At 54.4% G+C, this 20,051-nt stretch carries 30 protein-coding genes; 7 read left to right on the forward strand and 23 right to left on the reverse strand.

The annotated features are described in order from the left end of the window. Positions 1-352 precede the first annotated feature (352 nt). The 22 genes from PG898_RS05915 to PG898_RS06010 form a co-directional block, all read right to left on the reverse strand. Positions 353-3,421 (reverse strand): Eco57I restriction-modification methylase domain-containing protein, encoded by a 3,069-nt coding sequence (locus tag PG898_RS05915; RefSeq protein ID WP_270824001.1) that lies wholly within the window; start codon positions 3,419-3,421, stop codon positions 353-355. After that, complete coding sequence (locus tag PG898_RS05920) at positions 3,418-5,169, reverse strand: class I SAM-dependent methyltransferase (protein WP_270824000.1); 1,752 nt, start codon at positions 5,167-5,169, stop codon at positions 3,418-3,420. The genes PG898_RS05915 and PG898_RS05920 overlap by 4 nt, the downstream gene beginning before the upstream one ends. Next, the gene (locus tag PG898_RS21320; RefSeq protein WP_152108844.1) at positions 5,166-5,357 is read right to left on the reverse strand and encodes a ribbon-helix-helix domain-containing protein; all 192 of its coding nucleotides are present in this window, start codon (positions 5,355-5,357) and stop codon (positions 5,166-5,168) included. Before PG898_RS21320 ends, PG898_RS05920 begins: the two co-directional genes overlap by 4 nt. 343 nt (positions 5,358-5,700) lie before the next feature. Continuing rightward, complete coding sequence (locus tag PG898_RS05925; protein WP_270823999.1) at positions 5,701-6,009, reverse strand: hypothetical protein; 309 nt, start codon at positions 6,007-6,009, stop codon at positions 5,701-5,703. A gap of 72 nt (positions 6,010-6,081) precedes the next feature. Then, positions 6,082-6,525: a hypothetical protein gene (locus tag PG898_RS05930; RefSeq protein WP_270823998.1), complete on the reverse strand. Its 444-nt coding sequence runs from the start codon at positions 6,523-6,525 to the stop codon at positions 6,082-6,084. Positions 6,526-6,983: 458 nt separating this feature from the next. After that, complete coding sequence (locus tag PG898_RS05935; protein ID WP_270823997.1) at positions 6,984-7,604, reverse strand: antitermination protein Q; 621 nt, start codon at positions 7,602-7,604, stop codon at positions 6,984-6,986. Continuing rightward, the gene (locus PG898_RS05940; protein ID WP_270823996.1) at positions 7,604-7,894 is read right to left on the reverse strand and encodes a DUF1064 domain-containing protein; all 291 of its coding nucleotides are present in this window, start codon (positions 7,892-7,894) and stop codon (positions 7,604-7,606) included. The genes PG898_RS05935 and PG898_RS05940 overlap by 1 nt, the downstream gene beginning before the upstream one ends. 74 nt (positions 7,895-7,968) lie before the next feature. Beyond that, the gene (locus PG898_RS05945; RefSeq protein ID WP_270823995.1) at positions 7,969-8,958 is read right to left on the reverse strand and encodes a DUF968 domain-containing protein; all 990 of its coding nucleotides are present in this window, start codon (positions 8,956-8,958) and stop codon (positions 7,969-7,971) included. Further along, complete coding sequence (locus PG898_RS05950; protein WP_270823994.1) at positions 8,955-9,218, reverse strand: hypothetical protein; 264 nt, start codon at positions 9,216-9,218, stop codon at positions 8,955-8,957. The genes PG898_RS05945 and PG898_RS05950 overlap by 4 nt, the downstream gene beginning before the upstream one ends. Continuing rightward, entirely contained in the window at positions 9,202-9,420 is a 219-nt protein-coding gene (locus tag PG898_RS21325) for a DUF3283 family protein (protein ID WP_420885088.1), read from the reverse strand. Before PG898_RS21325 ends, PG898_RS05950 begins: the two co-directional genes overlap by 17 nt. After that, a complete protein-coding gene (locus PG898_RS05955) occupies positions 9,392-10,015 on the reverse strand; it encodes a 3'-5' exonuclease (RefSeq protein ID WP_270823993.1) in 624 nt (207 codons plus the stop codon). Before PG898_RS05955 ends, PG898_RS21325 begins: the two co-directional genes overlap by 29 nt. A 30-nt stretch (positions 10,016-10,045) precedes the next feature. Next, positions 10,046-10,855, reverse strand: a complete 810-nt coding sequence (locus PG898_RS05960; RefSeq protein ID WP_270823992.1) for a BRO-N domain-containing protein — start codon at positions 10,853-10,855, stop codon at positions 10,046-10,048. Between the two features lie 104 nt (positions 10,856-10,959). Then, the gene (locus tag PG898_RS05965; protein ID WP_270823991.1) at positions 10,960-11,349 is read right to left on the reverse strand and encodes a DUF4406 domain-containing protein; all 390 of its coding nucleotides are present in this window, start codon (positions 11,347-11,349) and stop codon (positions 10,960-10,962) included. A gap of 85 nt (positions 11,350-11,434) precedes the next feature. Beyond that, positions 11,435-11,644 carry a hypothetical protein gene (locus tag PG898_RS05970; protein ID WP_270823990.1) on the reverse strand — a complete coding sequence of 70 codons (210 nt, stop codon included), beginning with the start codon at positions 11,642-11,644 and terminating at the stop codon, positions 11,435-11,437. Continuing rightward, positions 11,637-11,843, reverse strand: a complete 207-nt coding sequence (locus PG898_RS05975; protein WP_139462661.1) for a hypothetical protein — start codon at positions 11,841-11,843, stop codon at positions 11,637-11,639. Before PG898_RS05975 ends, PG898_RS05970 begins: the two co-directional genes overlap by 8 nt. Further along, on the reverse strand, positions 11,843-12,070 hold the full coding sequence (locus tag PG898_RS05980; RefSeq protein WP_270823989.1) for a hypothetical protein: 228 nt from the start codon (positions 12,068-12,070) through the stop codon (positions 11,843-11,845). The genes PG898_RS05975 and PG898_RS05980 overlap by 1 nt, the downstream gene beginning before the upstream one ends. After that, a complete protein-coding gene (locus PG898_RS05985; protein WP_270824014.1) occupies positions 12,067-12,327 on the reverse strand; it encodes a hypothetical protein in 261 nt (86 codons plus the stop codon). The genes PG898_RS05980 and PG898_RS05985 overlap by 4 nt, the downstream gene beginning before the upstream one ends. Beyond that, positions 12,327-12,989 carry a replication protein P gene (locus PG898_RS05990; protein ID WP_270823988.1) on the reverse strand — a complete coding sequence of 221 codons (663 nt, stop codon included), beginning with the start codon at positions 12,987-12,989 and terminating at the stop codon, positions 12,327-12,329. The genes PG898_RS05985 and PG898_RS05990 overlap by 1 nt, the downstream gene beginning before the upstream one ends. After that, entirely contained in the window at positions 12,989-14,041 is a 1,053-nt protein-coding gene (locus tag PG898_RS05995) for a hypothetical protein (protein WP_270823987.1), read from the reverse strand. Before PG898_RS05995 ends, PG898_RS05990 begins: the two co-directional genes overlap by 1 nt. Beyond that, complete coding sequence (locus tag PG898_RS06000) at positions 14,034-14,198, reverse strand: hypothetical protein (protein ID WP_242764452.1); 165 nt, start codon at positions 14,196-14,198, stop codon at positions 14,034-14,036. The genes PG898_RS05995 and PG898_RS06000 overlap by 8 nt, the downstream gene beginning before the upstream one ends. 67 nt (positions 14,199-14,265) lie before the next feature. After that, positions 14,266-14,775, reverse strand: a complete 510-nt coding sequence (locus tag PG898_RS06005; RefSeq protein ID WP_270823986.1) for a phage regulatory CII family protein — start codon at positions 14,773-14,775, stop codon at positions 14,266-14,268. Then, on the reverse strand, positions 14,772-15,014 hold the full coding sequence (locus PG898_RS06010) for a helix-turn-helix transcriptional regulator (RefSeq protein ID WP_219925449.1): 243 nt from the start codon (positions 15,012-15,014) through the stop codon (positions 14,772-14,774). The genes PG898_RS06005 and PG898_RS06010 overlap by 4 nt, the downstream gene beginning before the upstream one ends. An 84-nt stretch (positions 15,015-15,098) precedes the next feature. Here PG898_RS06010 and PG898_RS06015 point away from each other — a divergent pair, with 84 nt between their 5' ends. The 7 genes from PG898_RS06015 (at position 15,099) to PG898_RS06045 (ending at position 18,901) form a co-directional block, all read left to right on the forward strand. Continuing rightward, a complete protein-coding gene (locus PG898_RS06015; RefSeq protein WP_270823985.1) occupies positions 15,099-15,770 on the forward strand; it encodes a LexA family protein in 672 nt (223 codons plus the stop codon). A gap of 727 nt (positions 15,771-16,497) precedes the next feature. Continuing rightward, positions 16,498-16,719: a hypothetical protein gene (locus PG898_RS06020; RefSeq protein WP_270823984.1), complete on the forward strand. Its 222-nt coding sequence runs from the start codon at positions 16,498-16,500 to the stop codon at positions 16,717-16,719. 37 nt (positions 16,720-16,756) lie between these two features. Further along, positions 16,757-17,767, forward strand: coding sequence for a phage N-6-adenine-methyltransferase (locus PG898_RS06025; RefSeq protein ID WP_270823983.1), 1,011 nt, complete (start codon positions 16,757-16,759; stop codon positions 17,765-17,767). After that, positions 17,764-18,201, forward strand: a complete 438-nt coding sequence (locus tag PG898_RS06030; RefSeq protein ID WP_042080782.1) for a hypothetical protein — start codon at positions 17,764-17,766, stop codon at positions 18,199-18,201. The genes PG898_RS06025 and PG898_RS06030 overlap by 4 nt, the downstream gene beginning before the upstream one ends. Further along, positions 18,177-18,371, forward strand: a complete 195-nt coding sequence (locus PG898_RS06035; protein ID WP_075114497.1) for a hypothetical protein — start codon at positions 18,177-18,179, stop codon at positions 18,369-18,371. The genes PG898_RS06030 and PG898_RS06035 overlap by 25 nt, the downstream gene beginning before the upstream one ends. 81 nt (positions 18,372-18,452) lie before the next feature. Next, positions 18,453-18,710 (forward strand): hypothetical protein, encoded by a 258-nt coding sequence (locus tag PG898_RS06040; RefSeq protein ID WP_139462673.1) that lies wholly within the window; start codon positions 18,453-18,455, stop codon positions 18,708-18,710. Continuing rightward, positions 18,707-18,901, forward strand: coding sequence for a helix-turn-helix transcriptional regulator (locus PG898_RS06045; protein WP_139462675.1), 195 nt, complete (start codon positions 18,707-18,709; stop codon positions 18,899-18,901). The genes PG898_RS06040 and PG898_RS06045 overlap by 4 nt, the downstream gene beginning before the upstream one ends. On the opposite strand, the gene PG898_RS06050 is transcribed toward PG898_RS06045, so the two are convergent. Beyond that, positions 18,848-20,041: a tyrosine-type recombinase/integrase gene (locus PG898_RS06050; RefSeq protein WP_139462677.1), complete on the reverse strand. Its 1,194-nt coding sequence runs from the start codon at positions 20,039-20,041 to the stop codon at positions 18,848-18,850. The two genes, PG898_RS06045 and PG898_RS06050, sit on opposite strands and share 54 nt — an antisense overlap. Positions 20,042-20,051 lie beyond the last annotated feature (10 nt).

The raw sequence follows: 20,051 nt of genomic DNA on the forward strand, positions 1-20,051 counted from the left end.
TCACCCCGCTCTGCAGAGCAATGGTGGCCTTGGCTTAGCCCGTGACCTCGTGCATGTGGCTAGGTGGCCTGGTGGTGTTACCGCACCATCAGGTCGCCACTATCTCTCAGGCAACAAAAAAGCCCGCCACATTGCTGTGCGGGCTTTGTTTTTCGTGCAATGAAAAAAGGACTGAACCCGTTAGGGTGCAGTCCTCTATCATTGAGTTCTACGTTATCAAAAATTGCAGGTCGATATCAATAGCGTTAATCCCTTATGATTTCGTAGTTCCACTTATTTGCTGGTATATGGAAGTACTCTGCCATCATCTAGATTTGATATTTTCTACTCTCCCTCCTTTTCTGATTCATGCTCATGACGGCATCGAAACAGCTCTAACCAACGCCATATCCATCGCCGAAAGCCCAAACAACCGGCTCACGAGCTCTTCCACCTGGTCACGTAGCACTGTCGCATTGCGTTCATGCAAATCCTGGAGATGTGGCACCCGAGCAGCTTGTACCGCGTCATTTGCTGCAATCAACTGCTCAACGAGCTCTTCAATATCGGCCCGCTCTGCCGGTGTGGCGGACGGAATTGGCAAATGCTCAATAAACTGTTTGCCATGAGAGTAATATCCACCTCGGAACACACTGGTATGCGTCCTTACAATCGCTTCACTCAAAGGGTGATGCAGGACGGCCAGCAGGAAGAAATTCGTTTCTGGCACGTTATCGCACGGTCTTATCAGGTAATAGGGGCCATTTCCTCCCCCTGTCATCATGATATTGGAGTCGTCATAGGCGTAGCGGGCCTCGCGCGAAAGGATCGGCAGGATGATTTTAGGACTGTCGAATTTGGTCAGACTTTGTGAACGGCCAAACTGATAGAACTGACGCGTACCATTTGTGCCTCCGGTAATACTACGTTGTTGCAGAGTAACTTGACGCGCCCTCAGGTAGGCTAGACAAAGAGGAAAACGTTGTTCCATCTCAGCAGGCTGAATCAGCTGTGCCCTTGTGCGCGCACCATTGGCGATAATATCATAGGGAAATATCATCCAACGGTTAGCTTCCACACGCCAGTATGGATGCAACTTTACATCGTGTAGGCAAGGGCGCAGAACACCGCGTTCGATCGGCCAGTCACGGTCGTCCCAACGTAGTGTCACCGTCTGCGGAGTCTCATTTACAGCCTGGAAGATGTAGACATCATCGGCGCTTGTCTGGACACCGACGAAAATCTCCGCAGCGTTACCCAGCTCTCGACCACAGGCTGCGCGGACACGGTCAAACAGTGCTCGCGTTTCGGCATCCGCAAAAAGCCACGGTTCATCGGTTAGCTCGGCCGCCGGCATTATCCTTCTAGGACCTGGTGTGCCATACCTCCACGAATCCAAGGCATCGACCCGTTCCACAGTCACTTCAGGGCTACCCTGTCGGTCAAGGATAAGCAAACAAGTGTAGTTGGTAGCCATACGACCAAAGACTTGCTGCACCCCAAAGTGTACGACTTCTTCGAGAGGTTGGCCCACCGTCACCAGCTGACGGACAGTTCTACCCGCTTGGATAGTCATAAACTTATGCGGAACGATGAATCCCAAACGACCGTTATCCTGTACCAACGACAGTGAACGTTCGATAAAGAGCGCATATTTGTCGAAATTGTCCTGTCGCGCTGTCGTATACGGAGATCTTGCCGATTTATAGAAAGCCACTTCCTCGGGAGAGTACATCTGCATATGCTGAATGCGAATATAAGGGGGATTTCCAACAATCACGTCGAAACCACCGCGCGCATGCTCCGCCGGAAACTCGTCAGCCCAAGAGAACGGATTAATCTGCTCCAGAATCCGTGCAGGTAAGGTTCTTAGCGCTGCGATCCACTCCGCCTGACTCACAAGGCTATTGCCCGCCCTAAGGGATCCACTCAGATCAGGCAGCGCAGGATTTCCCGTCCGTTCCACATACTCACGTAGGCCTACTTCGCTCTCATCTTCGATCAACTTCAATAGAAGACTGAACCGTGCAACTTCAACCGCGTTTGCATCAATATCGACACCGCGAACATGCGTCAGCAGTATGCGTCGCTTTTCTTCAAAAGTCAGACGCCACAACCCTGCCCCAGCCTCATAGATCGTTCGGCCAATATGATCTTCACGATTGTTAGCCTGGTACCAAGACAGGTAGTAGTCAGTTAAGAACTCGAAAACAGACAGGAGGAAAATACCCGATCCACAACAAATATCGGCAACCGTGAACAACGCAAGGTCGGCTGGAGAATTCCCCACCAGCTTAGGTCCAAGCGTACGCTGAACGATTGCATCAACAATGTAGCGAGGCGTCGGCACGACACCACCACTATGCCGAACTTCGGGTTTACTAACGATCTCGACGTTTCCATGTTCATCTATCGTGATGATCTCACCCAGAAACTGTTCGTAGATTTCCCCTAGAACTTCGGTTTCCACAACTGCGAAAGTATACGGACTCTGCGGATAGTACAGTTCATTGATAATGCCACTTAGCACATCATCACTGATACGAATACCAAGTCGCGCGTCATCCAACAGCCTGAATAATCCGGAATCGTAGAAGGCATCGGCACGCCGCAGCTCAACCATAAAGGCTTCGAAACTATTACCGACTGTCAAGCCACGCAATGTCTCATATCGTTCGATATCGCGATCTTCGCAGATACGTAGGAACACAATTCGTGACAGGAATAGCTGCACCGCATAGGTCAGTTCAACAGGAGAAAGACCCGGCACTTGTTGATAAATATCCCTAGCAAGCCGCGACCGCCACGATCGCACCTGTCGGAGGAAATAGTCGTCAAACTGCTCGGCGCCATGACGGGTAACATCCACAGCAAAACGCTGATCAAAGTGACCAGAATAGACAGCTTCGCGCGACAGAAGTGGCCATAGCTCATCGAAACGCGCTTCAAAATCTTCGTATCCGACAAGAAGGATGCGCGCAACATGTGCTTCATCCGTCTGGTTTGGAGACGTGTGGCAATCATAGACAGCCAGCTGATGAAAATTGGTCAGAATGGCGATAGGAAGGCTTGCAGAAAATCCGTAACGCCGAGCTTGGAACGCTGCATCCCGATTGCGCTCAATATGCACACTCGGCTTCTTAGCCTCGATAAATAGCTTACGCTGACGAGCAAGACGCAACTCGTAATCCGGCCTCTTGGAAAGCCGTTCCTCTCCAACCTCAACAGTTGCCTCTTCAATAACTTCCCTTAGACCAAGCGGTTGACCTGAAGTATTGTGTACATCCCAACCAAATGCGACCAGCAATGGCGTAATGAAGTCTGTTCGAGCTTGGGTTTCATTATAAGCTGCCCGTAAATAATCAGCTTCATTACGCCGAAATCTCTGGACAAGCTCTACAACCCTAGCTAGGGCAATGTCTCTGGGGACTACACCATTCATGAAGTATGTTTCCGTGCACCACGACGTCGAGAATTACGACGGTCTCGCATTTTGATCCAAATACTTTTCAGAAGTTCACATTCGTCAGAGGTAAGCCCCATATGCTCACGCAGAATAATTCTGGCATTTTCCTCAAGTACAGTATCTAAACGACCGAGGCGGACTAATTTATCGATCTCCTTAAGGGGTATCGCCCCATTAAGTTGAACGGGCATCAGAAGCTTCTCTGCTTCCGTTGGCTCAAGCTCTAGTACTCCGCCGCCGTAGCTTCTTCCCTCAATCTCAGCTGAAGCCGCTGTGAGCCAAGTATAAGTATTGGCAATGATACGCTCGGGATCAGCCCCATGACTACGCATTCGGTGAATAGTATCCGTTGACGTAGCACCTGATTCATTAAGCACCATTCGTGGAAAATCATAAATCTGACGGAAAGAGAATCCATCAGGAATCCATACTGAGGGCACTTTATACCACGGTTCCCTGATCGAACATTTATATCCCTTGTGAAACTCCTTCTGCTCCCCATCTTCAATATATCGACGCAGCGGTTCACTCAACATACGGGCTTGTTCCTCGCTAATGTTGAGCAAATGCACACGATCATTACCTGCGGCAAGAGTACTCCAGTCGTCATGACTGAACCTGCTTCCTTTGAGTTGCACGGAACGTGAGACTAGTGGCGTTGTATAACCTTGTAGACCAAAAGCTTCGACTTGCTCTGTAGAGACCACAAAGAACTCATTTTTTCCCGTTACGACTCCTACATCAATGCTCGCATGTTTCGACATTGATGTAGTAATTTCGGCATCACGTAACGCACGCATAAACGAAATTTGCCGATTATCTAAAAAGTACTTGAGCCACTTTTCACTATCATGGCGAATTGTCTTAGGTTCTGCACGGGCAAGCAGCAACGCGGGTTTGATATCAGTAATATCAACCACCTTGTCAGCAGCGGTTAGCGCAACTCTGCAAGTATTATCTTCCGAAGCAGAAACTATAGCTCCATCAGCTAACAGCAGCACAACTTCCTGTTCGGCATTATCGAAGAAGAGCTCATTACAAGCGATCACATCGATACGCTCGAAATGATCGGTCAAATAAGACCGTAACTGTGCAGCATAGGTGACCTGCAGTATTTCGGCAGGAAGAACGAGAGCCAAGCGACCACCAGGCTTAAGGCTCGCCGTCGCTGCGACCACAAATGGAACCCAGATGTTGGTTAGACGATTTGGTTTTAATCCCTGATCGCCCATGATAGTCATTGCTCGTGTACGGTGTGGCTCAGGGAATGATTGGTATCGAATAAAAGGTGGGTTACCCACAATGACATCGAAAGAGGGCTGCTCAGAGTCTTGCCACCAGCCAAAAAAATCAGAATTGCAAACGATGTCCTCAGCTGACTGCCCAAGGTCAAGACGAAGACGTTCTGTCGCCGCGTGAGCCTCTGCAGCAACGATTTCGATACCAGTCAGATTATGTGCAATCTGTGCAGGCTCCGCGCCAAGGGTTAGGAGCCTACGAGCTGCAGCCGCAAGAAATGAACCATCACCACAACTCGGTTCAAGCACTGTATCGTCAGCGGATTGGATGGCCCATCCGCAAAGCCACTCGGCGACCTTCTGAGACGTGTAGTAACCGCCCCGAAGCTTGTCATCGTCGAGATCAGCAAAACGCCCACGCGGGGCAGTTGCTGCGGCCCCTTTGGGCTTAGGAACACTGGATTTGGTGGTGCGTACGGTGGTCATTCTTTCCCCATGTGAAGCAGTGGCATGTTTTCCTTGAGGAGACGGTCAATCGCTTCACGGACAACCCATGCCACGGATACCCTATTCTTTCGGGCGATTTCAGAAAGCTCGCGGTGCTGCTCCGCCGAGAGGCTGACGGAAAGGCGGTGTGCGGACTTGTCGTCGTGGGCTGTGGCGGTGCTTGGCATAGCTGCTTACTCAGTTAATCATTTTGCACCACCATACACCATAGTGGTGCAAAAGGACAGGCAGCCTCTACACATCCGCTGCAACAAACAGCAAAGCAGGTGTATGCACGAGACAGATAGACAATCGAAATGACAAATTTCAGGTCCATATTAGTCGTAATACTTAATCGGGAGCAGCGAGGCACTGATGCTGATGATCGACAAAATCAATCAGGGAAGACTGGGGAAGGTCTACTGGATCAAGAGGGTGATGTCAGTGAATAGATGATGAAGAAGGATAAGTTCATCCCTCGCTATGCCACCAGCATCACAGAAATACCCGCCATCTGCACATAGGCATTGATCATGCTTGGTATTGAGTAATACCACTTTCATCCTGCACCAGAGCCTCTGTTTTTACTGGCTCCGGATAAATGGCCAGAACCTTGATAAAGACCCGGCGACGAGCCATTCGCCCAGGTTCCGGCTTACAACGCCGAGTCTCAGCCAGTTTTTCCACACAGCGCAATGACCTCAGATAGAGCACCACTTTACCCGCATCGCTGACCGGTATCCCAAGCAGATATGACACATCGTAAAGGTCAAAGAACTCACCATGCTTGAAAGCCCACCTTGCGACCTTCAACGCCGGCCATTTCCATTTGCTATCCATGCGACCTCACCTACTTGGCTCATATGAGAATCAAGATAGTCGATACAATCGGCAATGGGCCAACACTCCCCCTTAAGCCAATACTTGCTCAACTTTGGCGGTGCGATTCGGCTTACTTTGGAGTTGGGTTGCTAACTCAAGAGCTTGCTCATGGCTAAAGCCTCTAGCATCACGAATTTCTGTGGAAGCACGAGTTTTTCCATCTCGACTCAGGCTTGTGACATAGAGGGGACCCATTGGTAATCCGGTATCCTCGATGCGCACGATCCAACTACCAGGAGCTGCCTTCATTGGAAAAGGCAATTCTTCATGTTGCAACTTTCCGCTTTCATCACGCACGATGGCAACTGCGACCGCATACTTGGAACCGCGGCGGTTCGCTGACGCCCACGCCTTAGCCGCAGTCTCATACATGATTGCTGCAGAAGGATCCCAGAGGTAATTGCTTGGGGATGCGGTGGACAGATAGCCACCTTCTATCTCGCTATAAACTGCGTATCCAATACGTTCAGCCATGACCATTCCTTTTATTCAAGTAGCAAGCGCTCTTGTGCCATCATCAGTTCATAACCGGTTATCCGGTCTACACCTCTAACGTCCCGCTTGGGTGGCCGGATTTCCTTTCCGTTTACTATGCCTGTCAGCATCCACTGCCGGAGCTGCCCCAGAGACAGTCCAAGCTGTCTGGCTACGTCATCCATCTTCCATGACTGTTTGAATAGCAGATCATCGGCTACAGGGTCAAAAGTCCCGGCTTGCATTCGCTCTAGGGAAGGTGCGAATAAGTCACCAAACATAAAAATGCGCCCTTGTAAGCATTTGAATTTAATAAACTAAATTTTTCAGTTTCGTTGTGGAGGGTGCTTATTCGCACCCTCCCTAGACGTATTCACTTAGCCCCCCTCTTTTGCTCGGACATTACCACTGTGCAACAATTAAAATAGTCGACGATGGAATGAGGCCAACGGAAGATATCACGCCGCCGTAACTCGCTTATAGAGCGCCACTACCTCGCTTTCCTGCGTATGGCACCAGGCCAGCACCGCTTGATAGAGCGGATACCACTGCCGCTCCCACTCACCACGGCTCAGAGTACCCAGTCTTGGCTCGATAACTCGCCGGATCTGCGTACCTGGAATAGGGCGCAAGCCTGTGCCACCACAGCGCGCGCAGATCTTGTCGACGGGCTTGCCGTGTAACCGCGATGCATCCATATCACGCACATTCCCCCTCCCCCTGCACTGACAAGCCGCATCCGGGGTGTCTGCGGTGCGGCAGTAGTGCTGCACTGCCAGAGCCGCAATGGTTTTCAGGGCCATGGCATGACCTCGAGACTTGATGGCGCCCACATACTTGGGAGCCAGCTTGCTGCAGTGTGCCATCACCCCGAGCACAGCCTTTCGATAGCAGGCCTTATCTTTTGTGTAGCGGGTCATCATCAGCGCCAGCCCCACGCCCTCGTATTTCTGCACCAGCCCAAGCGCCCCGAGCACATCAGCCTGGGTGAGATGGGAAGGACCGGTAGAGCGAGACTGAATGGCCTGCAGCATCACCGAACGGGGTTCCCCAATTGAAAGTGCATATTCAAGCCGCATCAGAATGCCTCCTGTGACCAGTTGGCGCCTTGGCGCATCACACCGACGAAGGTGAACATCCAGTGCTGCTTGGCCGCCACCTTGATCTTGACCCGGGCATCATCCTCCCAGAACCCCTTCACCTCGTGCAGTTCGATCAAACCGTCCTTGCGCACCACCATAAAGTCAGGGGTGTAGAAGGTTTTGTCCGCCAGCCGTAGTTTGAGCGGCTCGAACTCATAGGAGATCACCTCACCCGCAAGCATCAGCAGCCGAAGGTGATCGGCATAGGCCTGCTCAGTCTTGTTCATAGTGCCCGGTATCGGCTGTGGGCGAGCTCGCGCCTTCACCCGTCGCCCCGCATCACGCTTTCCACTGTATGGCGTCATCCAAACACTCCCAGGCCGGCGGCCTTGTTTAACGTCATCACGACGTGAACCAACTGACTGCCATGGGCTTGTTCCCACTGCTGCCAACCCTTGTTGTGCAATTCCATGTGTGCGTCATGGCAGAGTGGAAAGGTCAGGTGATCATGGGCCTTGCTCCCCATCACGCTCAGCCCGTGACCCACTATGTGGTGCGCCTCAATGCCCTCGGTCTGACCGGTCACCACACATGGCAGCTGACGCACGAACGCCAGATAGGCAGCAGACTCCCAGCGCTTCATCTTCGGTCTGGGGATATGCAACATCGGCGGCTCTGGGTCGATGGCCTTCACTGCTGGCTTGACGCGGATCCGGCTGCGCAGCTCGGCGAGCGGGTCTTGCTCCATCAGCTCGGGTCGGCTCACCCGATAGCGAGCATCGGTCTCTCGATAGCCACGCCCGGGGCGCAGCACCCGCTCTGGCTCCCGTGGTGACAAGCGACAGGCATGGCGAACCACCTCGGTCGGCAGTAACCCTTGCACCTTGAACACGCTGGCCCACCAACAGAGATCCCGCGCCTGCAACTGGGGGAGCGACACCCCGCACCAGCCCGCTACCCGGGTTAACACCGCACACGCAATAGTGGTGGTGTGCTCGGCAAGGTGAATCGGCAGCTGGCCGTCACGGAACTCGTTATCGTGGTGCCAGCACAGGGGCAGTGGCAGGCCACCTATCTGGGCGGTGACCGACTCACCAATGCAGCACTCGCCGATCAAGCACTGACCCACACCACGCAAGGCCAGTTCGCCACCGGCAGCATTAACGATGGAAGGATCCAGCAGAGCGCCGGCCAGCTCAGGAAACTGCACCAGCAGATCGCCCTTTTCGCAGGCAGGGACCAACACCGCCGGACGATTACCAAGAGAGGAGCGCAACGCAACCAGCCCCTCTCCCACCTCCAGCAGCACCAGCCCCATGGCTGGCACAAACACCGGATGGGTTGGCATCATCCCAGCTTCTCCACTACCACCAGCTTATCGAGCAGCGGGCCCAGGCGAGCCAGCAACTGGTAACTTGCGCTACGGCGTACGGCGAGTGATTCAGAGGCAATGACCCGGCGGGCCGCTTCTGCTGCAGTCAGGCCCGGACAAGACGTGTCAATGGAACGGAACAGCGCAGCACTCTCGTTAAGTGCTGCACCAGCCGGGTTGCTGGCTTGCTGCTGTAAATGGTGTGCTCTGGCCGCACTGCGGCTAGTAAACTTGCTCATGTGACCCCTTTACCTCACGGTAATAGTTCAGCCGTTCGAGGAAATACGTCCGGTATTCCTCTGGCTGACGGGTGATGGCCTTGGCAACATCATCTCGGGTTGCCAAATGTCGGCGGCACTGCCAAACCAGCCAAGCCGCCTGCTTATCCAATTCTACTTTCTGGCGTTCCTGCTCAGGAAGTCGCGCCAGATTCAATGCCATAGTCTGCTAATTCGCCCCCGGCCAGCCCCTGCTTGAAGCCGGCCAGAATGTGGATCAGGTATGCCGCCTCATGGCGGGCATCGTGCAGGGCGTGGTGGCGACTTCCCTCGAAGGGCAATTGATACTTGGGATCGATGCCCAGTAATTGCCGCCCCATCCACACCACGGTGCGCAGGCTCTGGTTGCCACGAAACCACCAAGGTTGGTCAACACCCCACTGCTGGTAGGCATCAGCCAGCAGCACGTTGTCGAATTCGCTGCCATTGCCCATCAGCTCCACCGCGGCCACCTTGTCAAAATGGCGGCCCAAGAAGTTAGAGAGTGCCTTGAGCGCATCCACTAGGAACAGCCGACCAGCATTGCCGAACATCTCCTCCCATGCCACCGGACTCTCTATCTTCTGCCGCTCCCAAAATGCCATGGTGTCATCATCACGCTGGCGCCCCTGCGCCAGATCCACCCGGCAGTAGAACTCATCCACGGCACGCAGCTGCACCACATCCACAATCACCACCCCGATGGTGCCGATCACCGCATCATGACCCTGTGCGAGGGTCTCGATATCCACCACTGCGACCAAACTTGGATTACTCATACGTCCAGAACCTCAATTAAATGGTCAGTTTCAGGCCGCCACTTGTCCCAGCCCAACCTTGGCCAACAGATCGGCAAAGCGGCTCTGGAACCAGTGCGGCTGGGTCTCACGCTGACAGCGCGGATCCACAATGTTCTTGCCAAACAGCAGTCCCTTCGGCGTGATCGCCCAGAACTCTTTCTGCTTGTCCGGGGCCTTGCTGGATGGCCGGCTCATCTTGGCAAGCAGGCCATTAGATTCGAGCAAGGTATTAAAGCAGCGCACTCCCATCGCAACCCGGTGCAGTCTCAGCCCTTCGGTGGCAGAGAAAGTCGGCCGTGAACTGCCGTCCGTGGCATCGCTTGGTGCGTCGATGGCATAGCTGGGTAGCAGGTTCAGCAGCCCATGTTGGCGCTGGATATTCTGCAACATCCCCAGCTTGCCGGCGTTGCTGACATTCAGCATGCGGGCCGCCGTCTCGGCAAATAGCAGCTCAACCTGCACTGCGTCCACATTGACTGGCGGATGGATCGCCATCTGGTATTGACCGCTCTTTCGCAGGGAAGGCAGCACCTCGCCGGTTACCCATTGCTTGAATGCCCGAGCGGCAGGTAACTTGCTGCCGAAGATCAAGGCATACACGCCGCCCTCATCGAGGAAAGAAACCTCCTGAACACCGCTGGTTGTAGGGGTGTCGCGTTTCACGACATCCCCCTCATCCACATGGCGACGCACCGCATCCCGCGCATTGCTGTAGCCCAGGGCCTTGCACACATCCACCGCGCAGAACAGCACTCGACCGTTCTCCTGGATCAGCCGTACCTTGCCAAACTCCTCACTGTCAAAACTCAACACCTGCATGTCACTCTCCCGATTGTCATGGGTAAGGTTTAGCTACCAAATAATACTGTTTATTTATACAGTCAACAATCACCCTACGTGATGGAAACAAGATGGCAGATTACCTACACAACCAAGGGCAGATGCCGCCTCACCCATTGCTCGTCAGCCACAACCTCCATATCAAGGTGCAGCAGATCCAGCCCGAAGGCATGTGCCCGGGTGAAAGCTTGCCGCGATCCCTTGCTCTGCTGCCAGCCGGGTAAGAAGGCAACTGCATCGCACTCCATCATCATCGGTGTGGTGATCCGCATATAGGCATCATGATCCCAGCCATCCGGCAACACAGCGGGGTTCATCACCCGCGCCCCCTGCCCCTGCAAATAGGTTTCAGCAGCAAAAAACGCTGGCCGGTTTAGCATGGCCAAACCGCTCATCGGCCCAGCGATATACACCTTCACTCCAGCCAGGTCGATCAGGCCCTGCTCAGTCAGCTCTTTCGATTTAACGGTCATGATGGGCCTCCCCGGCCAGATCGCGATTCATACGGTTAAGCATCACCAAGACTGCCTTGGTCAACGCCAAGAACAGGGTGCCGCACTACACCAACACCAGCAGAACGGTCCGCAGTGGCGCCAGCAGCAGACGGACGATCTGACGGGGGAACATCACCAGCACCCAACCAGCCGAGATCACCCATACCACCGGCGCTTGCAGCATCTGCCAACCCAGACCGCCCTCATAGGGCAGATGGGCCAGAACAAACAGCGCCACAAACACATACATCAACAGGAAGAAGGCCTTAACCATGACTGGCCTCCTTGGTCTTTGCTGCCAGCTCGCTGAGCTCACGGCAGGTAGACACCAGGCGCGGCTCATCCTCGAACTCGTCCCAATCCAGCTCCGGCCCCACATCCTCTGCCAACCACTGGAGCAATGTGATCACCAACATCACCAGAAACGCCAACCAGGCCAATGCCAACCCCAGAAACATCCATCCAATACTCATCAGATCCTCCCCCTCCCGGTGGTGGTGCGATGGGCGGCGCGTTCAAGCGCATCCCCTACGATTTGAGCCGCATGCTCAGCGACCGAACCAAAGCCAGATTCACCGATCAGGTAGAGCGCGATAAACATCGGGATCCCCGCCTCTCTCGCCTTCTCCACCTCATCGATAGTCAAGACCGGCGCAAACCAGTTTCTGGTCGCTGTATGCTGGGCGTAGTAGTGCATCATGACCCTACCCTCACCAGCTCTACCGCCTTGCCCCGGATCCGCGCAGCTTCCTCCCGCGCTTCCTCAGCCCCATCTATCACCAGGTAATACCCGGCACCGGTCGCCGCATCAGTCTTGCCAAGCGTTTCCTGCGAGTTCGACACCTCCAGATGAACCTGCTCCCCCACCCAGCCACGCACCGGCGGATAGATGGCCACCCGACAGAACTTCGCCTCACGCACATCACGCTCGGCATTTGCGTTGAATTGGCTGGCCATCACACACCTCCCCCACGCTTGAACAGTGCCTTCAGACTCGCAACACCTCGCAGCCCTGCCTGCTGGTAGAACTCAGGGTTGTGCCGGATCTGCTCACGGGTTGGTAGCCCCTTAAGTACCTCGGCCTCGATATCTTCACCAGCCATCACCCGCCGCACGACCTGGTCATAGGCTTGAGCGAACACCTTCCGGTATTCATCTGCAGTCAGGGTCTGGCGCTCGAAACGGGTCGCTCGGGCAGCGATCACCACGGCAGGATGACTCTTACGATGACGAGCAACATCGGCCAATGCCTGATCAAGCGTCGGCAAACCAAGGGCCTCGGGTGTGATTTGGCACCACTTGACAAACATGCCCGTGCTGGGGAAGAACGGGATCTCCTGTTCACGAGCGATCCGCATGCCAAGCTGCAGTTGCTCACGACTGGTGCAGTCAGCATCAACCAACGCACGCGTCCACTCAGCCAAAGCTCTCCGCTGGGAGTCATCGCTCGGGAAAGCATGCCTCCAGGCAGGGAACACGATTTTCAACTGCTCGAACAGCAGCGATACCATCTGCGAGTCGTGGTCAGTCAAAGCACGCTGCGGGGGGGCCGTAATCGGGTTAACAGAGTCGCCAACAGTCATCGCATTTAGAACGGCGATCAATGGTTTCATGCTCATCAGAACCCCTCCTGCATCAAGCGGTTCAGCTCACCGGCAGTCATGGACTTGGTCAGGTCGGTATGCTGGCCACCAGTGGGCCGATGAGCAGGAGCATTGCGCCTCACTGTCAACTGGGTCCACTGTTGACGCAGTTTCTGCGGTGAGAGCACGTTGGTACACCAAAAGGCATCTCGGCTCACCCAGTCATACAGCTCGCAGATATCCCGGTGGCTACGCTGGTCAAGCTCGCGCATCAGCCGGATCACGTTGGCCCACTGCGTCCAATTCGGCTCCAAAGCCGTGGGGGCAATAACCTGCACCCGCTTGAACATCCACTGCGCGGTCTTCAGGTCTTCAGCTGTTCCCCATGACTTGCCATTAGGGGTTTGAATGGCGGCACCTGGTATGACCCGAGCCTTGGGCTCGGCAGATACAGCGTCCACGATGGGAAGCTGTTCCCCCTTCTGGTCGAAAGTCGCGATAGCGAGTTGCGACGAAAGATCATTAAGATCTTGGTTTGTTTTCTTGTTTATATTGTTTAGATCTTCGGCGTGAAACTCCGCGGCTAACTCCGCGCCGCGGAGTAAGCGATCCCCCTCTAACCCCTTATCCGATGCGGGTTCAAACTCCGCGCCTAACTCCGCGCTAATGTGTTCTGAAACTCCGCGCTGGTACGGGTCATAATTGAGGACAGTTATGAGGGTGTAGCCGCGAGTACCCTGTTTACTGGTGCGAGTGATCATCCCCTCCTGTTCGAATACATCCAGCGAGCGGCGAGCACTATCTTCTGAGACACCGCACGCTTCACCCAATGAACGGGCAGAACCCACCACCTGTCCTCGACTCAGCACCAACCGGTTACCATTAAAGGCTGCCTCGGTGCGCTCATGGGCAGCCTCAATCAACAGGTGCAACCACAGCGCCTTGCGCGATGGATCACGATAGAACGGCGTATCCTTGATGCTCTTGTACAGCAACACGAACCCGCTACGGCGATTGTCCGTCACGTTACAACCTCGTTGAACTGGTGCTGGTTCCGATGAGGTCGCCAGTCTGACCACTTCACCCATGACGACCTCCCATGTGCTGCAACTGGGCAAACACCATCCTGGCCTGTTCAACACTGATGGGTAACGACAGTCCCATCACCACCAGCCGGTACCCGTTAACAAACTGCAGTTGCGGCATTACTTGCCTGACTGAGCTCGGTTGGATAAGATCTTTCATGTTCACATCCCTTTCGATGTTTGAACCATGGCCCCGGCTGTTGACGCAGCGCGGGGCCGCCTTTTGTCTACTTACTGGCGATTGTCGGCAGCGGGCGCACATTAGCGCCGGTGCTGCTAATCAGGCCCATTACTTGCTCGGCAACCAGAGTTCCTACCCGTTCAATCTGGCCCTGCTCCATCCAATCGATAACTCCGTCAACCCGGGCATCGTGAATGGCCTGCATCAGCTTGCCGAACACCGACTGAGCCAACAGCACCTGCTCCACCAGTTCATCATCACTGACAGCGCCATTAGGCCTCGCGACAAGCATCAGTCCACGACCCGCGGCCCATGCCTCTAAGATGCGGTTGTCATCAGCCAACTCGGTGACGGCTACCGCTTCCCCCAAGTTGAGGTGGTGACTGTCGCAATCCGGATTCATCTTGTTCGCCAACACCACCGGGCTTTTACCTAACTTGCGAGCAAGATCACTGATGTTCGAGGCTTGTCCCAACAGATAGGCAGCAGCCAGTACATCGGTACGCAAAACAGAACCGGGGTTTAACGTGGTTTTATCTGTGATGCTTGTCATCATGACCTCAGGATTTCGTTAGTTACCGGGGGGAAAACTTCTTCGAGTGAGCACTTGGCTCCAATGGCATTGAGTGCATCGACAATGCAACGGCTCTCAAGAAGCCCAGGGGTTCTTAACCCAAGCTCATAGTTGCCGATCCTTGACACTCGCCAACCCGCAGCCTTAGCCAGCTCGGCTTGGGTTTTACCCAAAGTTTTCCTGATTTCAGCTATTCGGTTCACTAGTCCCCTCCCGTCCATGAACTCATTAAACACGTTTTGTGATTTATAGTAAACACGAAACGTGAGTGATGGTTATCACAATACGTGATAAAAATGATGAATATGACAAATGAACACTTAATCCGTGGAGAGCGTCTTAAAGCTCTTCGTGAAAAGCAGGGACTTAGCCAAGCGGCTCTTGCCGAGAAATGCGGCTGGGCGTCGCAATCACGTATTGGGAACTATGAGGTGGGAACTCGCAAAATCAGTGCCGATGATGCAATCATTCTCGGCCAAGCGTTAGGCGTTGGTCCTGATGTCATTTTGTTTGGTTCTCCATCACTCCATTCAAAACAACTGATTGAGCTCGCCCCCCTCTCAAGTAGCGAGATCAAAATGGTGCCCTTGATTTCATGGGTACAGGCTGGAGAGTTTTGCCTCTCAGAGTCTTTTGAGTTTCCTACGGAAGACCTTGAGTATTATGCCTGCCCCAATCCCAAAGCTGGCCCAAGAACCTTTGCATTGAAAGTTCGTGGTGACTCAATGACAAACCCTCATGGCCAACGAAGTTACCCCGAAGGGACTGTCATCTTCGTCGATCCAGACCATGCGCCTAAGCCAGGCCTAAGAGTCATAGCTTACTTGGAGGACGGGAGTTGTACGTTCAAGGAGCTAGCCGAGAACGAAATTGGTAAGACTTATCTAAAGGCATTAAACCCTCGCTATACCATCAATGACCACATGCAGCCGGTCAAAGTGTTTGGTGTCGTCATTGGTTCGTATACCCCAGAATAACGAACATTCCATTCAACATAAAAACACAAACCCGTATTATGCGGGTTTAATTTTAACCAAAATAATCACATTTCGTGTTGACACTATGACCACGCTGCGTGATTATCTTTGGCATGATACAGAATGTGGGCAAATCGACTTTGGCGTCGTAACTGGATAACCAGGCCGTCAATGGGAGCGTAACTACGACGCAAGCTCCCCAGCCATGGCAGTAGCAGCGGTGAGGCAACCGACCGCGGTAGGCCCCATGGGGTACGAAAACCCATCCGCCCTGGCGATGTAAAAGGCCAGGACACAGTTCAGTTGGTTTTGCAGGGGACGGCCGCGGACAACGTGGTTGGCGAGTGAACCGGTGACCAAGGCCAACTGAGGTGTGGTGACCCGCAGCAAGTAGCCGATGGGAAGTGCCATCACAATCCCCCACCGCAGGGTTAAGCGGATGCCTTGGTCATGCAGTGAATCGTCACCAAGGCCCTCGCCGAGAGGCGACATTTTCGACTGGTAGATCTGCCCGTGAGGGCATAGACGTGCCAATAACCAGAACGGCTGACTCACTGTGAAGTGCTCAGCCATCACCACAAGTGCAATACATGTGGTTACAGCTCTCTCCTGGCCCCGGCAACGGGGCCCTTATCCCACAAGCGATAGCGGCCCATCAGAGGGTCACGGACTCCCATTGCCTGTCGCTTGTGTGATGAGACCAATTTAAGAAATGGCGGAGGCATCAATGCACCCAAACGACTTTATTGCCAAGCACATCAAGGAAACGCTGGAGAAAGAACAATTCCCTCCCCATGCAATCTCGCTTGGTGTTACTGAAGCAAAACGCCAATTCGATCGGACACCCAGCTTTGCCAAGGGGAAGGTATTTGATGAGTGCCTCAAAGCAGCCCGTGAAGTCGCAAGGGTTGCAAAGAAGGCGGTATCGGCCAAGAAGACCAAACCATGATCCGGGGGACGGATTACAGCTGTTTGATGAGGTACACATGAATCATTACGCCGAGGCTCTGGCTCTCTTGCAAGCCCAGCCAGACCACGAACTCAAGCAGATTGGTGACCAGTGGCAAACCCCCAAGGCGCTGGCATGGGGCCTGTTCCACCAATTCGCCCCTACTCTGGGACCGGTGGTGCTCGACATGTTCGCCGACGATTGCAACTCCTTGTTGCCTAACTACTACGATGCCGAGGACAACGCACTCATCCAGGACTTAGCTGCAGACCTGCGCCGCCTTGGGGGGGCTGCCTTCGCCAACCCCCCCTACTCGCGCCCCTGCGTGGATAGCGACGGCAATGCTATCACTGGGATGGAGTCCATCCTCAACTACTGCCGCGAGCAGCGGGCTCTTGGTGCCAAGATCATGCTGCTTATCAAGGCCGCTACCAGCGAAACATGGTGGCCGGAGGATGCCGACTTTATCCAGTTCATCAGCGGTCGCATCGGCTTTGAGGTGCCGAGCTGGTACGTCCCGCGGGATCCGAAGAAAGATAAGCCAAGCTCCAGCGGTTTCGCCTCCGCCGTGGTGATATTCGATACCAGCTGGCAGGGGGAACGCCGCCCAGAGGCCCGCCTGCGCCGTGACGACCTGGTTACCACCGGTCAACTCATCCTCGACATGATCCACCGACAGGCAGTAGCACTCAACGAAGAGGCAAGCCGGGCGATCGCGTCCACCAGCCCAGTAATTCCAGTGCCAGAAGCAAAAGTCATTGCTGAACCAACAGCATCGGGGCAACTCGCCACACTCATTACAGGTATTGAGCCACTCCAGGACTGGCAGCAATTCCCGGCAATCAAGGCAGTCATCTATCAGATTGATGAGGCCGAGCTACTCACTCCAGCCCACACCCGACTGCTCGCCGGATACATTCGAGATCTACTGGATGATGGTTCCGATGAAGATCACACGCTCAGCCACGCCACACGGATGGCAAAGCATCTACTGAATCCGAATGAAGAACAGCTCATGCTGGCACTGAACGACGGGGAGGCCGCATGAGCTTAATCCAGCAGGTTGCAGAATGGGTACATGCTAGATCTGGGGGCGCTATCAGCCCTGAAGTGGCGATCGAGTTCTCCCTTACTGTCAGCGAGGCCAGTATTGTGATGGGACAGATCCACAGAGAGTCCCGCTTCACAACCCGGGTTGAGCACTTCTGTCTAGTTGGAGATAACGGCCGTGGCCGACATACCCGCCGCCTCTATGTGGATGCAGTGAAGCCGCCGCAGTGGCGCAAGACCCCAGTCATTGGCACTTGCGGGGATCAGGTGGTCCGGTTCGATAGCGTCACCGACGCCGAGAACAAGGGCGGCTTTGTTAGGGTTGGCATCACTCGCTGCCTTGCCGGCCAACAGGAGAAACATGGAGGGTACCGCTGGCAGATAGACACCACCAAAGGAGCAGGCAAATGCACCGCTACAACTACATCCTGAGCGCCACGACCGAACTGGGGTCTGCGCCGGATCGCCTGACCGGCACCATCGAGGCACACCACCCTATGACCCCACAACAGATCAGGTTGGCGGCCATAGAGCAAGCGCCAGCACAATATCTCAACTTCAACGAACTGGAATATCAGGAACGTGAAGGGGGAGTTGATTGAGCTGCTGGCCATCTTGGTTAGCACCACATTGTTTCTGGCCACTCTGGCTGTGATGTAACAACGACTGTCCGGGAGGACACGATGGATATCAGACTCTACCAACGCAATTACCGGGATGACCTCAAGCAAGCCATCCAACAGGAGCAGAGCGCTAGCTACATCGATGCCGCCCTCTCCTACAAGAAGGCCCAGCATCACGCCGCAAGCGCCAGCATGTTGGGCAAAGCCCGGTTCGCCATGGCTCGCCGTATTCATTGCCTCAAGATGGCTAATGACCCGCAATGGAAGCAGGTGAACTCCGAGTACCAGCAACGCTATCAAGCGATGGAGGCATTATGATTGAACCAATCGAGAAAATTGAGCAGAAAGAACTGCTGGTGATGCTTGGCAAGGGACGGACCGCGCTTTATCACCTGCGCAATAAAGACGCCACGTTTCCCAAGCCAATCGACCACCAGCCGCTGCGCTGGATCAAGTCACACGTCATGGCGTGGATTGATAGCCATAACCGGACTCACAGCCACTCCTAACTCGCGCTGGAGGACTGACCACCAAAGCTCATATGCAGCCCGTTGGTCCTCCAGCCAGTCATGTTTGTTGTACACAGACATCACCCCAAGCAATGCGTGCCCCAGCATGGTTTCAGTAACGTGCGGTGATACGCCAAGCTCTGACAACCTGGTCGACAGGGTGCGCCTTGCATCATGAATGCGCCAATGGGGGATCCCCAAGTTGCTGCGTAAGCGGCTCACCAGCCGATTACACGAGTGGATCTCCAGAGGACTATTCCCCTCCCCTTGCCCAGGGAACAGATAGACAGAGTCCACCGACGCCATCCCAGCCCGTTCGAACAGTTGCTTACCTACTGATGTGATGGGGCGGCGAATAGGCTTACCGGTCTTGCTGATCTCCGCCGGCACCGTCCAGACCATAGACTCGAAATCCAGGTCTTGGCGCTTGAGCATTCTGGCCTCGGACAGGCGGCACCCATAGACCAGACAAAGTAAATGGATCACCTTGTTACCGGTGCCTGCCCTGCTCGCCTCAATAGCTCGCCAGATCTTGGCAACCTCGGCTACCGTCAACACCCGGTGCCCGGTCTTAGCAGGCGCCCCGACATCCCGAGCCCGTAAGCTCATCATGTTGGGCACGTTGATCGTGCCGCGGCGGATATGCCAGTTGAAGCATGCTTTCAACCCGGTAATGACCGAACGGGTAACACCAGGTGCTCTTTCGCTTATGGCATCGAAATAGCTCAGCCACATGTCCATAGAAATCTGATTGAGTGGCTTGTCTGGTAACCGGTTCTTAACCGAAGAGAAGGTGTAGCGGTAGTTCTTCTGCGTGCCTTCACGACACTCCCGCATCACATACTTCTCGAACCACTCTTCAAACAGAGCTGCAGGTGTAGGCTCTTCACTGGTTTTAACAATTTGCTCAGGGCCTGCCTTGATTTCCGCGGCCTTGATCCTGGCATCCCGAAGAGTCACCGTAGGGTAACGGCCAATCGTGGTTCTGACTTGTTTCCCATCACGCATATGACGCACTTGGAAGGTGATCAGACCTTTAGGTGACACCCTTATGCCAAGCCCATCACCGTCAGTGACTTCGCTCTGGCCGGAGTATGGTTTACCATTGACGCCTCGCAGCCAGCTGTCTGTAATTGCCATAGCTCACCCA

This window comes from Aeromonas sp. QDB31 (assembly GCF_027707605.1).
GTDB classification, from domain to species: domain Bacteria; phylum Pseudomonadota; class Gammaproteobacteria; order Enterobacterales; family Aeromonadaceae; genus Aeromonas; species Aeromonas media.